The organism is Bradyrhizobium barranii subsp. apii, assembly GCF_011516635.5.
GTDB classification, from domain to species: domain Bacteria; phylum Pseudomonadota; class Alphaproteobacteria; order Rhizobiales; family Xanthobacteraceae; genus Bradyrhizobium; species Bradyrhizobium barranii.
Genome location: NZ_CP096255.1, coordinates 7,776,698 through 7,791,857 on the forward strand (window position 1 = coordinate 7,776,698; position 15,160 = coordinate 7,791,857).

The 15,160-nt window shown below is 64.5% G+C and carries 11 protein-coding genes and 1 pseudogene; 7 read left to right on the top strand and 5 right to left on the bottom strand.

Annotation, left to right across the window (positions count from 1 at the left end):
- Nucleotides 1-9: 9 nt before the first annotated feature.
- Nucleotides 10-1,377 (top strand): LLM class flavin-dependent oxidoreductase, encoded by a 1,368-nt coding sequence (locus tag HAP41_RS37325; RefSeq protein WP_166083576.1) that lies wholly within the window; start codon nucleotides 10-12, stop codon nucleotides 1,375-1,377.
- 15 nt (nucleotides 1,378-1,392) lie between these two features.
- Entirely contained in the window at nucleotides 1,393-2,178 is a 786-nt protein-coding gene (locus tag HAP41_RS37330) for a fumarylacetoacetate hydrolase family protein (protein WP_166083575.1), read from the top strand.
- A 131-nt stretch (nucleotides 2,179-2,309) separates the two neighbouring features.
- Here the strand turns inward: HAP41_RS37330 and HAP41_RS37335 are convergent.
- Nucleotides 2,310-2,764, bottom strand: a pseudogene (locus HAP41_RS37335) (Lrp/AsnC family transcriptional regulator).
- Nucleotides 2,765-2,916: 152 nt separating this feature from the next.
- Here HAP41_RS37335 and HAP41_RS37340 point away from each other — a divergent pair.
- Complete coding sequence (locus HAP41_RS37340; RefSeq protein WP_166083574.1) at nucleotides 2,917-6,366, top strand: indolepyruvate ferredoxin oxidoreductase family protein; 3,450 nt, start codon at nucleotides 2,917-2,919, stop codon at nucleotides 6,364-6,366.
- Nucleotides 6,367-6,442: 76 nt separating this feature from the next.
- Complete coding sequence (gene iaaH / locus HAP41_RS37345) at nucleotides 6,443-7,861, top strand: indoleacetamide hydrolase (protein ID WP_166083573.1); 1,419 nt, start codon at nucleotides 6,443-6,445, stop codon at nucleotides 7,859-7,861.
- A 238-nt stretch (nucleotides 7,862-8,099) separates the two neighbouring features.
- Here iaaH and HAP41_RS37350 read toward each other — a convergent pair whose 3' ends face one another.
- Nucleotides 8,100-9,008: a LysR family transcriptional regulator gene (locus HAP41_RS37350; RefSeq protein WP_166083572.1), complete on the bottom strand. Its 909-nt coding sequence runs from the start codon at nucleotides 9,006-9,008 to the stop codon at nucleotides 8,100-8,102.
- Between the two features lie 141 nt (nucleotides 9,009-9,149).
- On the opposite strand from HAP41_RS37350, the gene HAP41_RS37355 reads away from it, so the two are divergent.
- The 3 genes from HAP41_RS37355 (at nucleotide 9,150) to HAP41_RS37365 (ending at nucleotide 12,536) form a co-directional block, all read left to right on the top strand.
- The gene (locus tag HAP41_RS37355) at nucleotides 9,150-10,301 is read left to right on the top strand and encodes an HlyD family secretion protein (protein ID WP_166083571.1); all 1,152 of its coding nucleotides are present in this window, start codon (nucleotides 9,150-9,152) and stop codon (nucleotides 10,299-10,301) included.
- A 116-nt stretch (nucleotides 10,302-10,417) separates the two neighbouring features.
- The gene (locus tag HAP41_RS37360; RefSeq protein WP_166083570.1) at nucleotides 10,418-12,034 is read left to right on the top strand and encodes an MDR family MFS transporter; all 1,617 of its coding nucleotides are present in this window, start codon (nucleotides 10,418-10,420) and stop codon (nucleotides 12,032-12,034) included.
- Between the two features lie 40 nt (nucleotides 12,035-12,074).
- Nucleotides 12,075-12,536, top strand: coding sequence for a carboxymuconolactone decarboxylase family protein (locus tag HAP41_RS37365; RefSeq protein ID WP_007615070.1), 462 nt, complete (start codon nucleotides 12,075-12,077; stop codon nucleotides 12,534-12,536).
- Nucleotides 12,537-12,674: 138 nt separating this feature from the next.
- Here the strand turns inward: HAP41_RS37365 and HAP41_RS37370 are convergent, their stop codons facing one another.
- The 3 genes from HAP41_RS37370 to HAP41_RS37380 form a co-directional block, all read right to left on the bottom strand.
- Entirely contained in the window at nucleotides 12,675-13,535 is an 861-nt protein-coding gene (locus HAP41_RS37370) for a D-amino-acid transaminase (protein ID WP_166083569.1), read from the bottom strand.
- Nucleotides 13,536-13,721: 186 nt separating this feature from the next.
- Nucleotides 13,722-14,453 (bottom strand): amino acid ABC transporter ATP-binding protein, encoded by a 732-nt coding sequence (locus HAP41_RS37375; protein WP_014491857.1) that lies wholly within the window; start codon nucleotides 14,451-14,453, stop codon nucleotides 13,722-13,724.
- A gap of 12 nt (nucleotides 14,454-14,465) precedes the next feature.
- Complete coding sequence (locus tag HAP41_RS37380; RefSeq protein WP_166083568.1) at nucleotides 14,466-15,158, bottom strand: amino acid ABC transporter permease; 693 nt, start codon at nucleotides 15,156-15,158, stop codon at nucleotides 14,466-14,468.
- Between the last annotated feature and the right edge of the window lie 2 nt (nucleotides 15,159-15,160).

The window sequence follows — 15,160 nt, forward strand, 5'->3', positions numbered from 1 at the left end:
GAGAACAGCATGACGCGGCAGATGGTACTGGTCGGCTTCCTCCAGGCGCAGAACTGCACGAATTTGCCGAGCTCGTGGCGGCATCCGGACTCGCGCGACGATTCGATGTCGGCGGACTATTATCAAGAGATCGCGAAAATCCTCGAAGCCGGCAAGTTCCACATGGCGTTCTTCGACGATCGGCTGGCGATGCCGGACCGCTACGGCAATGACCACGCCCACACCGTCGAATACGGCATCCGCTGCGTGAAGATGGATCCGCTGATCGTGCTGACCACGATGGGCCTGGTCACCGACAAGCTCGGCCTCGGCGCCACTTGCTCGACCACCTATTACGAGCCCTTCGACGTCGCGCGCCGCTTCGCGACCCTCGATTTGATGTCCGGCGGGCGCGCGGGCTGGAACGTCGTGACCTCGCTCAATGACGGCGAGGCCCTCAACATGGGCCGCGACTCCCATCCCGAACATGATTCGCGCTACGACCGCGCCGACGAATTCATGGAGGTCGTGCTCGGGCATTGGGACACCTGGGAAGACGGCGCGCTCATCATGGACAAGAAGAGCGGCCGCTTTGCCGATCCGGCCAAGGTGAAGCGGCTCGATCACAAGGGCGCGGCCTTCAAGTCCCGCGGACCCTTCACCGTGCCGCGCTCGGACCAGGGCCATCCCGTCATCATCCAGGCCGGCGCATCCGGCCGCGGCCAGCGCTTTGCCGGCCATTGGGGCGAGGTGATCTTCACGGCTGCGCGCAATCTCGCCGGTGCCAAGGAAGGTTATGCCGCCGTCCGAAACGAGGCAGCCAAGGCTGGCCGCGATCCCGATCAGATGCGCCTTTGCAATTTGACGACGCCGGTCTGCGCCGCGACCAAGGCCGAGGCTGAGGACAAGATGGCGCTGATCAACAAGCTGCCGCTCGAGATCGACGCGCTGTCGCTGCTGGCTGAAGCGCTCAATTACGATTTCGCCTCCAAGGACCTCGACGAGCCGTTGACGACGGACGATCTGAAGAGCATGCAGGGTATTCTGGGCCTCCGCGACGGCGTGCTGAAGAATTCCGGCAAGAGCAATCCGAGCGCGCGCGACTTCGTCACCTTCTCGGGCCGCGGCCAGGTCCACGACGCCATGGTCGGCGGTCCCAAGGAGATCGCGGACAGACTGGAAGAGATGTTCGTCGAGCGTGGCTGCGACGGCTTTGTCATCGCCGCGACCTATGTGCCCGGCTCCTATGCGGACTTTGTGCAACACGTCGTGCCGGAGCTGCAACGGCGCGGCTTGTTCCAGAAGGAGTATCGGGGCAAGACACTCCGCGAAAATCTCGGGCTGAAGCGGCCCACGGCCGGCGCCTGGAAGGTGCAGCCGCGCGATGCCGCGGAATAACAACGAGGACAGAGCATGCGCTGGCTGAAATTCACTGCCTCGGACAAGACCTCCTGGGGAATTGTCGAGGGCGACCAGGTGATCGCGGTCGACGGCGATCCCTTTGGCGAATGGCAGCGCACCTCGCGCACGCATCCGCTGGCGCAGGTTCGGATCGAGCTGCCGCTGATCCCGCGCACCTTCTATTGCGTCGGCTTGAACTATCTGAAGCACCTGAAGGAAGCCGCCGACAAGCGCGGCGAGGTGCCGGCCGTCCCTGATAGACCCGAGATCGGCTACCGCGCCCAGAACGCGCTGATCGCGCATGACGAGGACGTCGTGATCCCGTCCTTTGCGACGGACAAGATCCACTATGAAGGCGAGCTCGTCGTCGTGATCGGCAAGAAGGTGAAGCATCTCACCAAGCAAAATGCGATGGATTGCGTGTTCGGCTACACCATCGGCAACGACGTCAGCGAACGCAGCTGGCAGAAGGCCGATCGCAGCCTGTGGCGCTCGAAGAACGCCGACACGTTCAAGCCGATGGGCCCGTGGATCGAAACCGAGGCCAATCTGGCGAAAATGGAAACCGTCGTCCGGGTCAACGGCAAGGAGACCAACCGCTTCTACACCAACGACATGATCTTCGGCGTGGTGCCGTTCCTGGTCGAGCTGACGAAGTACTTCACGCTGTGGCCCGGCGACGTGATCTGGATGGGCACGGACGGCGCCTCGCCTGACATCGGGCACGGCGACGTGGTGGAGATCGACATCACCGGCGTGGGGACATTGCGGAACAGGTTTGTGCGGGAGCAGCGGTAGTCCTCATCCTGAGGAGCCGTAGGGTGGGCAAAGCGAAGCGTGCCCACCGCATTCGTAATGGAGGCGAGATGGCGGGCACGGCGCAAGCGCGCCTTTGCCCACCCTACGGCACCACGGCACTTCCCACGCAATCAAAACGGCAGCGCCACACTCGTCTTGATCTCCTTCAGCACCACGTTGCTGCGGACGTAGCGGATGCCGGGAATGCGGAACATGAACTCGTCGAGGAATCTGTTGTAGGCCGCCATGTCCTGCACGACGACGCGCAAATGATAGTCGGCGTCGCCCGTGGTCGCGAAACACTCCAGCACTTCGCGCCGCGTGGTCACCCGCGCGACGAACTCGTCGACGAATTTGGCATCGTGCCGCTCCAGCGAGACATGCAGGATGGCCGACATCGCAAAGCCCGCCTGCTCGCGCGCGATCAGCGCGGCATACCCTGGATGACGCCGGCCTCCTCCAGCGCACGCACCCGGCGCCAGCACGCCGAGGTGGACATGCCGACCTCGTCGGCGAGCTGCTGGTTGGTGGCGCGGCCGTCCGTCTGGAGATGGGCGAGAATCCGCGCGTCCTGCTCTTCAATCATGGAAGCCCCCGATTCGGTAACTTCTACCGAATTATGCCATACTCCGCAAAATTTTACCGAATTATCGATCAAGACAGGGTGAATAGGCAAGACCTACCAGCCTCCCCGGCATACCCTCCCGTCATCCGGCAGGATGCCGCACGAGGTCCGCCATGGACGCCGTTCCATCACTCGACAGCTACGAGCTCTCAGACCGCTACGATCGCGAAGAGGGCCGTGTCTTCCTCACTGGCACGCAGGCCATCGTCCGCATTGCGCTCGATCAGGCGCGGCGCGACCGCGCCGCCGGGCTGAACACCGCCGGCTTCATCTCCGGCTATCGTGGCTCGCCGCTCGGCGGCGTCGATCTCGAGCTCTGGCGCATCCAGGAGCGGCTCAAGCGGGATCGCATCGAATTTCTCCCCGCGGTGAACGAGGACCTCGCGGCAACCGCGGTGCTCGGCTCGCAGCAGGTCGAGACGCAGGCAGATCGCGAAGTCGATGGCGTGTTCGGGCTCTGGTACGGCAAGGGCCCAGGCGTCGATCGCTCCGGCGACGCCCTCAAGCACGGCAACGCCTACGGCTCTTCCCCGCATGGCGGCGTGCTGGTCGTCGCCGGCGACGACCATGGCTGCGTCTCCTCCTCGATGCCGCACCAGTCCGATGTCGCCTTCATGAGCTGGTTCATGCCGACGCTGCACCCCGCAAGCGTCAGCGAATATCTCGAGTTCGGCGAATACGGCTACGCGCTGAGCCGCTTCTCCGGCATGTGGGTCGGCTTCAAGGCGATCTCGGAAATCGTGGAGTCAGGTGCATCCGTCGCGCTGCACCCGCCGCGCGCCTTCCAGACGCCTGACTTCACGCCGCCGCCGGGCGGACTGCACTATCGCTGGCCCGACCTGCCGGGCCCCCAGATCGAGGAGCGGCTGGAGGCGAAGAAGCACGCGGTTTACGCCTTTGCAAAAGCCAATCCGATCGATCGCCACATCTACGATATTCCCAATGCCACTTACGGCATCGTCACGACGGGCAAGGCGCATCTCGACCTGATGGAGGCCCTGCGGTTGATGGGCCTCAATGAAGCGGCCTGCCGCGACATCGGCATCGACGTCTACAAGGTCGGCATGGTCTGGCCGCTGGCGCTGCATGACGCGATGGACTTCGTGAAGGGCAAGCGCGAGATCCTCGTCGTCGAGGAAAAGCGCGGCATCATCGAGAGCCAGTTCAAGGAATATTTTTACGACTATCCAGGCTCAAAGCCCGAGCGCGTGGTCGGCAAGCACGACGAGCGAGGGGCGCGGCTGATCTCCTGGATCGGCGAATTGTCGCCGCGTGCGCTTGCTGGCGTGCTCGCACGCCGGCTCGACCCGATGTTCCCAGGCCTCAATCTCGCCGCGCGCGCGGCCGCCTTGATGCCCGAGGCCGCGCGCACGATCAACGTCAGCGGTGCGACGCGCACGCCGTATTTCTGCTCCGGATGTCCGCACAACACGTCGACGAAGGTGCCGGAAGGCTCCAAGGCGCTGGCCGGCATCGGCTGCCATTTCATGGCGAGCTGGATGGACCGCGAGACCTCCTCGCTGATCCAGATGGGCGGCGAAGGCGTCAACTGGGCGGCGTCGTCACGCTTCACCGGCCACAAGCACGTGTTCCAGAATCTCGGCGAAGGCACCTACTACCACTCCGGCTCGATGGCGATCCGGCAGGCGATCGCCGCCAGGGCCAACATCACCTACAAGATCCTGTTCAACGATGCCGTGGCGATGACCGGCGGCCAGCCGGTCGACGGTCCCATCAGCGTGCATGCCATCGCCCACAGCGTTCGCGCCGAAGGCGTGGGACGCATCGCGCTGGTGTCGGACGATCCCGCGCAATTCTTGCCGGCAGACCTGCCGATCGGTGTGACGATCCATCCGCGCGAGGAGATGGACGCCGTGCAGCGCGAGCTGCGAGACATTTCCGGCGTCTCCGTCCTGATTTATCAGCAGACCTGCGCCACCGAGAAGCGTCGCCGGCGCAAACGCGGACAGATGGCCGACCCAAAGCGCTTTGCCTATATCAACGATCTCGTTTGCGAAGGCTGCGGCGACTGCTCGGTCGAATCCAACTGCCTCAGCGTCGAGCCAAGGGAGACGCCGTTCGGTCGCAAGCGCCAGATCAACCTCTCGTCCTGCAACAAGGATTTTTCCTGCCTCAACGGCTTCTGCCCGAGCTTTGTCACCGTCGAAGGCGCGACGCGCCGGAAGAAGAGTGCGAGCGAGATCGACGTAGTCGGTCGCGCGGCTACGCTTCCCCTGCCCGCTCCCGCCACGCTCGATCGTCCCTACGATTTGCTCGTGACCGGCGTCGGCGGCACCGGCGTGATCACGGTCGGCCCGCTGATCGGCATGGCCGCGCATCTCGAGCGGCGTGGCGTCTCCGTGCTGGATTTCACCGGCTTTGCACAGAAATTTGGTCCCGTGCTGAGCTTCATCCGCCTTGCATCAAGTCCGGACGAGCTGCATCAGGTCCGCATCGACCAGGGCGCGGCCGACGCGCTGATCGGCTGCGACCTCGTCGTCAGTTCCTCACCTAAGGCGTCCGGCACCTATCGCCGCGGCATGCGCGCCGCGGTCAACACCGCGGAGATGCCGACCGGCGACGTCGTCCGCTTCCGCGACGCCGATCTCGCCTCGCCTGCCCGCCTGCGCGCGATCCGACAAGTCATTGGCAACGACAATCTCGACACCATCAACGCCAACGCGCTCGCCGAGCGGCTGCTCGGCGATGCAGTCTATGCCAACATCATCATGCTCGGTTTCGCCTGGCAACGCGGGCTTATTCCTGTCGCGCTGCAAGCGCTGTTGCGCGCGATCGAGCTCAACGGCGTCGCGGTCGAGCGGAACAAGCAGGCCTTTGCCTGGGGCCGGATCGCCGCGGCCGATCCGGAGTTTTTGCCGGGGAGTGACGAAGCGCCCGAAGCCGAGACGCTCGATCAGATCATCGATCGCCGCGCCGATTTCCTCGCCGCCTATCAAGACGCCGCCTATGCGATGCGCTATCGGGCGACCGTCGCGAGGGTCCGCCGGGCCGAAGCCGCTCTGAGCAGTGAGGTGCTGACCGAGGCGGTCGCGCGCGCCCTGTTCAAGCTGATGGCCTACAAGGACGAATACGAGGTGGCGCGTCTGCACATGCAGAGCGGTTTCCTCGGCGAGCTGAAGCGCGAGTTCGAGGACGGTTTTCGCGTCCAATATCACCTTGCGCCACCGTTCCTGCCGTCAAAACCTGACGCACGCGGCCGTCCGCGCAAGCGCGCTTTCGGCCAGTGGATCCAGATGCCGCTCGCGATGCTGGCGCGGTTGAAGGGATTGCGCGGAACGCCGTTCGATCCGTTCGGCTACACGGATGAGCGGCGCACTGAACGGGAATTGATCGCCTGGTATGAAGGCCTGATCGAACGCATGCTCGGCCAGCTCGACGCAGCGCACCTACCCAACCTCGTCGCCGTCGCAAAAGCGCCGATGGAGATCCGCGGCTACGGACCAGTGAAGGACACCGCGATCGCCAAGGTGAAGCCCGAGGTCGAGCGGCTGCTCACGAATTTGACGACGTCGGTAACGCAAAAGATGCACGCCCACGGTTGACGCAGCACCAGTGAGGCCTCAGCCTCCGGACTTTAGGTGGCCCCCTGTTGGCGCCCCTGCAATCGGATGACGCATCATGGATTTCGACCAGTTGACTCTGAGTCAGGCCGTCGCCGACCTGCGCGCCGGAAAAGTCACGAGCACCGCACTCACGACGGAAGCACTGAGCCGCGCCAAAGCCCATGCCGAGCTCAATGCCTTCGTCACGCTGGACGAGGCCGGCGCCCTGAAAGCCGCTGCCGCATTCGACGCGACGGGCGACAGGACAAAGCCGCTCGGCGGCGTGCCCATCGTGATCAAGGACAACATCGAGGTCGCGGGACTGCCCTGTAGCGCAGGCACACCGGCACTGAAGGGCTACGTTCCGGAGGCCGACGCGCCCGTAGTCGCGAAGCTGCGGGCCGCAGGCGCCGTCATCATCGGCAAGACCAGCATGCATGAGCTCGCCTTCGGCATCTCCGGCTACAACACCGCGTTCAAGACCGGCGCGGAGTTCGGCGTGCGCAACGCCTATGACCGCACGCTGATCGCCGGCGGCTCCTCGTCCGGCACGGGCGCCGCGCTCGGCGCGCGAATCGTCACGGGCGGGCTCGGAACCGACACCGGCGGATCGGTCCGTGTCCCCGCCGCGCTGAACGGATGCGCCGCGTTGCGCCCGACGGTCGGGCGCTATCCGCAAGAGGGTATTGCGCCGATCTCGCACACCCGCGACACCGCGGGGCCCATGGCCGCGACGATGGCGGATGTCGCGCTGCTCGATCGCGTGATCGCCGGCGGCGACGAGGTTGCGCCGGCTGATCTGAAGCAGGTGCGGATCGGCATCGCGAAGGCGATGCTGACCAATCTCGACGCCGATACAGAAGCCGCGTTCCACACGGCGATCACAAAAGCGAAGGCGAAGGGCGTCACGGTCGTCGAGATCGAGATGCCTGAGCTCGCCGAGCTCAACGGCCAGGTCAGCTTTCCCGTCGCGCTGTATGAGGCCTATGACGACATGGTCGCCTATCTCAAGCGCACCGGGACCGGCCTCAGCATCGAGGCGCTGGCAGAGAAGATCTCCAGCGCCGACGTGAAAGGCATCTATGACGGCATGGTGATCCCGCGCAAACTGCCCGGCCCCGACAACGCGCTGTTCGACGCGAGGCCGATCTATGACGCCGCGATCAAGACCGCGCGCCCCGCGCTTCAGGCGCTCTACAGCAATACGTTTGCCGCCAACAAGCTCGACGCCGTCGCCTTCCCGACCACGCCGCGCGTTGCAATTGCCTCCAACCCGGACGCCAGCAGTCTCGAGAATTTCGGCCTGATCATCCAGAACACCGATCCCGGCAGCAATGCCGGCATTCCCGGCGTCCAGATTCCGATAGCGCTTGGTGCGGCAAGCAAATTGCCGATCGGACTTGAGCTGGATGGCCCGGCGGGCAGCGATCGCCGCTTGCTCGCGATCGGCGTGGCGCTCGACAGCGTGTTCGGACGACTGCCCGCACCGCGTTGACGCTCTCGTAGGGTGGGCAAAGCGAAGCGTGCCCACCTCCTTTCGCTATCATTGATGGGTGGTGGGCACGGCGCTTCGCGCCTTTGCCCACCCTACGGCTCTGCCGCTTGAGGCGAACATATATCTATCTCCTCACTCTGAGGAGCTAGCGAAGCAAGCGTCTCGAAGGGCGAGGCCACTGGCCTTCATCCTTCGAGACGCGCGTTCCGCGCTCCTCAGGATGAGGAACGACGACGTCTCACGCATACGGATTGATCAGCTTCTGCTGCTCGGCGCTGTGCTGGACGAGCATGTCGATGAAGGTCCTGACCTTCGCCGACAGATGATGCCGATGCGGATAGACCGCGTTCATCGACATCTCGACCGGCCGGTACTCCGGCAGGAGGCGCACCAGCCGGCCCGCATCGAGGTCCTCACCCACCAGAAAGCCGGCCGCAAGACTGATGCCGGCGCCCTGCAACGCGGCCTCGCGCAGCGCTTCGCCGCTGTTGGTGATCAGGTTGCCGGAGACGCGCACCGAGGCCGGCGTGCCCTTGCGATCGAAGAAGCGCCACTCGTCGAAGGGATAGTTGATGTGGCGCACGCAATTGTGCCCGGCGAGTTCCTCGAGCGTCTGCACGCGCCCATGCGCCTCGATATAGCCGTGCGAGCAGCAAAGCACGTGTCGCCAGGTCGCCAGGCTCCGCACGATCAGGCTGGAGTCCGGCGGCGCGACCATGCGCAGCGCGAGATCAAAGCCCTCCTCGATCAGGTCGACATTGGTCTCGCCCATGCGCAGATCGACCTTGACCTCCGGATAGGTCGCGAGGAATTCGGCCATCACGGGCGCGACGAACGGCACCATGTGGGTGGCGGTGTGAATGCGCAGCGTGCCGCGGGGCGTCGATTGCAGCGCGCCGGCGATGTCATCAGCTTGTTCCAGATCGGCGAGGATCTGCGTCGAGCGGTCGTAATAGGCCTTGCCGATTTCGGTGAGGCTCACTTTTCGCGTGGTGCGGTTCAGGAGCCGAACCCCGAGCCGGTCCTCCAGCGCCTGGACGTGGTTGCTCACCATGGTCGTGGACATGTTGAGCCGGCGGGCGGCGGCGGAGAAGCCGCCATTTTCAACCACCCGGACGAAGGCGGTGAGACTGGTGAAGCGGTCCATCGGTCTGGCTCCGGATTATCCGCTATGGGTGGATAATGCTTCCATTTCTTCCGGGATTATCACAAGCGGGAAGACAGCGCATCTTGCCGGCACCAACGGCGCACCGTTCGGACCGGGGCGGTTGGGAATTCCGAGGATGCCATGTCGAACGCTTCTTATGCTACTGAAACCAATCAGAAAATCAGCTTTCGTCCATCCCGGCAGGCGATCAGGCGGGCGGCCATCGGCTTGGCACTGGCCCTCGGAATCGCCGCGGCCGGCGACTTCGGCTACAACTACCTGAGCACCGGCCGTTATCTCGAATCCACCGACGACGCCTATGTGAAGGCGGATTCCACCATCATCGCCCCCAAGGTTTCCGGCTACATCGCGAAGGTGCTGGTTGGCGACAACGAGAAGGTCCGGGCCGGCCAGCTCCTCGCCAAGATCGACGACCGCGACTTCAAGGCCGCGCTCGACCAGGCCCGCGCCGACGTCGCCGCCGGCGAAGCCTCGGTGCGCAACATCGACGCCCAGCTCGAGCTGCAGCAGCCGATCATCGAGCAGAGCACGGCCGACGTGGCCGCGGACGACGCCAATCTGAAATTCGCCCAGGAAGAACGCGCCCGATACGACGACCTGATGAAGTCGGGCTCCGGCACGATCCAGCGTGCGCAGCAGACCGATGCAGCACTGCGCGCCAGCAACGCGCAATTGCAGCACGCCAAGTCGGGCCTCGTGGCCGCGCAGCGCAAGGTCGACGTGCTCACCACCCAGCGCGCCCAGGCCACGGCGCAGCTCGACCGCGCCCGCGCGGTCGCACAGCAGGCAGAGCTGAACCTGTCCTATACCGAGATCACCGCACCGGTGGACGGTACGGTCGGCGCACGCTCATTGCGCGTCGGCCAGTATGTGCAGGCCGGCACGCAATTGATGGCGGTGGTGCCGCTCGATGCGGTCTATGTCGTCGCCAACTTCAAGGAGACGCAGCTCACGCATGTGCGTGCGGGCCAGCCGGTCGAGCTGCACGTCGACAGTTTTCGCAATCGCACGCTTCGCGGTCACGTCGACAGCCTTTCGCCGGCCAGCGGACTTGAATTCGCGCTGCTGCCACCCGATAATGCCACCGGAAATTTCACCAAGATCGTGCAACGCGTGCCGGTGAAGATCGTGCTCGACGACCACAGCCTGACCGGCCTGCTCAGGCCCGGCATGTCGGCGGTGCCGACCATCGACACCAAGGCGACGGTGCTGGCCGAGCGCGAGACGGCCAAGCGGCTCGCCGACAACGCACCGCGCCCGAACGGCGGCTGAAGCCGGGAAGGCCGGCAGGATTATCAAGTCCTGCCGGATGATCCTTCCCGCGCTTCCTCGATTATCGAAACCAACCGCCTAATGCATCCTGTCTCCGTGACCGAGACGAGGCTTCCATGAGCACGCTCCAACCGACCGCCGACGCCGCCTCCGCTGCCGGCATTCCCGCCCCTGCTGCGCCCGCCACGCCGGCGGTTTCCGCAAAAACCTGGATCGCGGTGATCGGCGCGACCCTCGGCGCCTTCATGGCGGTGCTGAACATCCAGATCGTCAACGCTTCGCTCGCCGACATCCAGGGCGCGATCGGCGCCGGCATCGACGATGGCGGCTGGATCTCGACCTCCTATCTGATCGCCGAGATCGTGGTAATCCCGCTCTCCGGCTGGCTTGCGCAGGTGTTCTCGATCCGCATCTATCTGCTCACCAATGCGGTCCTGTTCCTGCTGCTGTCGGCGGCCTGCGCGCTGGCGCAGGACCTGCCGCAAATGATCGTGCTGCGCGCGGTGCAGGGTTTCACCGGCGGCGTGCTGATCCCGATGGCGTTCACGCTCATCATCACGCTGTTGCCTCGGGCGAAGCAGCCCGTCGGCCTTGCGCTGTTCGCGCTGTCGGCGACGTTCGCACCGGCGATCGGCCCGACCATCGGCGGCTATCTCACCGAGAATTTCGGCTGGCAGTACATCTTCTACGTCAACCTCGTGCCCGGCGCGATCATGGTCGGCATGCTCTGGTACGCGCTCGACGCCAAGCCCATGAAGCTTGCGCTGCTGCGCGAGGGCGATTGGGCCGGCATCATCACCATGGCGATCGGACTGTCGGCGCTTCAGACCGTGCTGGAGGAAGGTAACGAGGACGACTGGTTCGGCTCGCCTTTCATCGTCAAGCTGTCGGTCATCGCGGCCACCGCGCTGACCGCCTTCCTGATCATCGAGCTCACTGCGAAGAAGCCGCTGCTCAATTTGCGCCTGCTGGTGCGCCGCAATTTCGGTTTCGGCATGCTCGCGAACTTCCTGCTCGGTGTCGCGCTCTACGGCTCGGTGTTCATCCTGCCGCAATATCTGGCGCGCATCCAGGGCTACAATGCCGAGCAGATCGGCATGGTGCTGGCCTGGACCGGACTGCCGCAACTCGTGCTGATCCCGCTGGTGCCGCGCCTGATGCAGAAGTTCGACGCGCGGATCATCATCGGCGTCGGCTTCGTCCTGTTCGCGGCCTCGAACTTCCTGAACATTTATATGACCAACGATTACGCTGCCGACCAGCTGTTGTGGCCCAATGTCGTCCGTGCGATCGGCCAAGCGCTCGTGATGGCCCCGTTGTCGGCTGTGGCGACCGCCGGCATCGAAGCGGAGAATGCGGGCTCGGCCTCGGGCCTGTTCAACATGATGCGTAATCTCGGCGGCGCCGTCGGCATCGCCCTGCTCCAGACCCTGCTGACCAAGCGCGAGCAATATCACTCCAACGTGCTGATGCAGTCGGTCTCGGTGTTCGAGCAGGCGACGCGGACGCGGCTCGAGCAGCTCACCCAGTATTTCATCAATCACGGCGTGCTCGACCGCGCCGACGCCGCGCATCGCGCCTATGTCGCGATCGGCCACACCGTGCAGAAGCAGGCTTACATCTTCGCCTTCAGCGACACCTTCTATCTGCTCGGCATGGCACTGATCGTGGCCCTGATCGCCGTATTCTTCCTGAAGAAACCCGGCCAGACCTCGGCCGGTGGAGCTCACTGAGATCAACCCAAGAGACTAACTCAAGCAAAGGAGAACGACTATGAAGCCCCGCATGAACTTCTACCAGGCCGCCCCCGACACGATGAAGGCGCTGATGGCGCTGGAGGAGCAGATCCAGTCCACGGGCCTCGAGAAATCGCTGATCGAGCTCGTCAAGATCCGGGCGTCGCAGATCAACGGCTGCGCCTTCTGCATCAACATGCACACCGAGGACGCCCGCAAGCGCGGCGAGACCGAACAGCGCATCTATCTGCTCAACGCCTGGCGCGAATCCCCGCTCTATACCGATCGCGAGCGGGCCGCGCTGGCCTGGACGGAATCAGTGACGCTGATCTCCGAGACCCACGCGCCGGACGACGTCTACGAGCAGGTCCGCGCGCAATTCTCCGATGCGGAGACGGTGAACCTGACGATGCTGATCGGGGCGATCAATGCCTGGAACCGAATCGCGATCGCGTTCCGCGCGGTGCATCCGGTGAAGGTGAAGGCGTCGGTGGCGTAGGACGGCGCTTCCTCTCGGGCAAATCTCGTAGGGTGGGCAAAGGCGCACTTGCGCCGTGCCCACGTCTTCTGACGCCTTCGCTGAAGGAATGGTGGGCACGCTTCGCCTTGCCCACCCTACGATAGCGGAGTTTGCGGCCTAAACCGCCGTCGCCTTGGCGAACTCGATATAGATCTCCCGCAGCCGCGTGGCCATCGGACCGGGCTTGCCATCGGCGACCTTCTTGCCGTCGATCGCAACCACCGGCTGGACGAACAGCGACGCCGAGGTGGCGAAGGCTTCCTTGGCGGCGAGCGCCTCGGCGACCGTGAAGGAACGTTCCTCGACGCGAAGCTGACGCTCTTCGGCGAGCGCCACCACGGCCTTGCGGGTGCAGCCCGGCAGGATCGCGTTGGAGTTCTTGCGGGTCACGATGACGTCGTCCTTGGTCAGGATGAACGCCGAGGACGAACCGCCCTCGGTGACGTAGCCGTCTTCCAGCATCCAGGCCTCGCCGGCGCCGGCTTCGGCCGCGGCCTGCTTCGCCAGAACCTGCGCGAGCAGTGCCACGCTCTTGATGTCGCGCCGTTCCCAGCGGATGTCGGGCACGGTGATCACGTTGATGCCGGTCTTGGCCGAGGCGGCGTTGATGATGTCCTTCTCGGAGGTGAACATCACCAGGCTCGACTTGACGTCGCCCTTGGGAAAGGCGAAGTCGCGGCCCTTGTCGGCGCCGCGCGTGACCTGGAGATAGACGAGGCCGTTCTCGACCTTGTTGCGCGCGATCAGCTCCTTCTGGAGCTCGGTGATGCGCTCGACCGTCTCCGGCAGCTTCAGCTTGATCTCGCCGACCGAGCGCTCCAGCCGCGTCAGGTGCGAAGCGTTGTCGACCAGCTTGCCGTCGAGCACGGCCGAGACCTCGTAGATGCCGTCGGCGAACAGGAAGCCGCGATCGAGGACCGAGATTCTGGCGTCCGAGAGCGGGACGAATGAGCCGTTGACGTAGGCGATCGAGTCCAAGGCAGGTCTCCTGGGGAGGGAAAGGGGGATTTGCCTGCCCGTATACGGGATTTGTTGGGGTCACGAAACCCTCAACCCGTCATTCCGGGGCGGCGCGAAGCGACGAGCCCGGAATCCATAACCCCGGCCGGTGGTTATGGATTCCGGGCCCGCGCCAAGAGGCGCGTCCCGGAACGACAGCAGAGGTTAATGCGACAGAATCTTCGACAGAAACTTCTGCGCGCGGTCGCTGCGCGGCTTGCCGAAGAAGTCCTCCTTCGCCGCGTCCTCGACGATCTCGCCGCGGTCCATGAAGATGACGCGGTTAGCGACCTTGCGGGCAAAACCCATCTCGTGGGTGACGACCATCATGGTCATGCCTTCGCGGGCGAGATCGACCATGACGTCGAGCACCTCGCTCACCATCTCGGGGTCGAGCGCCGAGGTCGGCTCATCGAACAGCATGACGATCGGGTCCATGGCAAGCGCGCGGGCGATCGCGACGCGCTGCTGCTGGCCGCCGGAGAGCTGCGCCGGAAATTTCTGCGCCTGCTCCTTCAAGCCGACGCGGTCCAGGAGCTGCATACCCTTTGCCACAGCCGTGTCGGACGACCGTCCTAGCACCTTCTGCTGCGCGAGGCAGAGGTTGTCGATGATCTTCAGATGCGGGAACAGCTCGAAGTGCTGGAACACCATGCCGACGCGCGAACGCAGTTTCGGCAAATTGGTCTTGGGGTCATTGACCTTGGTGCCGTCGACGCTGATGTCGCCCTCCTGGAACGGCTCCAGCGCATTGACGCATTTGATCAGCGTCGACTTGCCCGAGCCCGAGGGGCCGCAGACCACGACGACCTCGCCCTTGGTCACGCTGGTGGTGCAGTCGGTCAGCACCTGGAAGGTCGGGGTGTACCATTTGTTGACGTGGCTGATTTCGATCATGACCGATGCGCTCTATCGAATGATGGCGATGCGCGACTGGAGGCGGCGAACGCCGAAAGACGCGATGCAGGAAATGGTGAAGTAGACGACGGCGGCAAACAGATACATCTCGACCAGACGGCCATCGCGCTGCGCGACCTTGCTGGCCGCGCCGAGGAAGTCCGGGATCGACAGCACATAGACCAGCGAGGTGTCCTGGAACAGCACGATGGTCTGCGTCAGCAACACCGGCAGCATGTTGCGGAACGCCTGCGGCAGCACGACGTAGCGCATGGTCTGCGCGTAAGTCAGGCCGAGCGCGTTGGCGGCGGCCGGCTGGCCGCGCGAGATCGACTGGATCCCGGCGCGCATGATCTCGGAGAAGTACGCCGCCTCGAACATGATGAAGGTGATGAGCGAGGATGCGAACGCGCCGACGCTGATCGGACGCGAGGCGCCGGTCACCCACTGCCCGATATAGGGCACCAGGAAATAGAACCAGAAGATCACCAGCACCAGCGGCAGCGAGCGCATGAAGTCGACATAGACACCCGCGATGCGCCCGAGTGTCTTGTAGCCGGACAGCCGCATCAGGGCGATCGCCGTGCCGAAGATCAGGCCGCCGAGGGCGGCGAGCGCCGTCAGCGTCACCGTGAAGGTCATGCCCTCGTAGAACAGATAGGGCAGCGAGCGGCGGATGACCTCGAAATCGAGATTGCTGAACATGG

Excerpts from the sequence above, each read along its gene's own strand:
- HAP41_RS37330 (WP_166083575.1), top strand. The coding sequence starts at position 1,393 with ATGCGCTGGCTGAAATTCACTGCCTCGGACAAGACCTCCTGGGGAATT.
- HAP41_RS37380 (WP_166083568.1), bottom strand. The coding sequence starts at position 15,158 with ATGTTCAGCAATCTCGATTTCGAGGTCATCCGCCGCTCGCTGCCCTAT.
- HAP41_RS37360 (WP_166083570.1), top strand. The coding sequence starts at position 10,418 with ATGAGCACGCTCCAACCGACCGCCGACGCCGCCTCCGCTGCCGGCATT.
- HAP41_RS37355 (WP_166083571.1), top strand. The coding sequence starts at position 9,150 with ATGTCGAACGCTTCTTATGCTACTGAAACCAATCAGAAAATCAGCTTT.
- HAP41_RS37340 (WP_166083574.1), top strand. The coding sequence starts at position 2,917 with ATGGACGCCGTTCCATCACTCGACAGCTACGAGCTCTCAGACCGCTAC.
- HAP41_RS37365 (WP_007615070.1), top strand. The coding sequence starts at position 12,075 with ATGAAGCCCCGCATGAACTTCTACCAGGCCGCCCCCGACACGATGAAG.
- HAP41_RS37350 (WP_166083572.1), bottom strand. The coding sequence starts at position 9,008 with ATGGACCGCTTCACCAGTCTCACCGCCTTCGTCCGGGTGGTTGAAAAT.
- HAP41_RS37375 (WP_014491857.1), bottom strand. The coding sequence starts at position 14,453 with ATGATCGAAATCAGCCACGTCAACAAATGGTACACCCCGACCTTCCAG.
- iaaH (WP_166083573.1), top strand. The coding sequence starts at position 6,443 with ATGGATTTCGACCAGTTGACTCTGAGTCAGGCCGTCGCCGACCTGCGC.
- HAP41_RS37325 (WP_166083576.1), top strand. The coding sequence starts at position 10 with ATGACGCGGCAGATGGTACTGGTCGGCTTCCTCCAGGCGCAGAACTGC.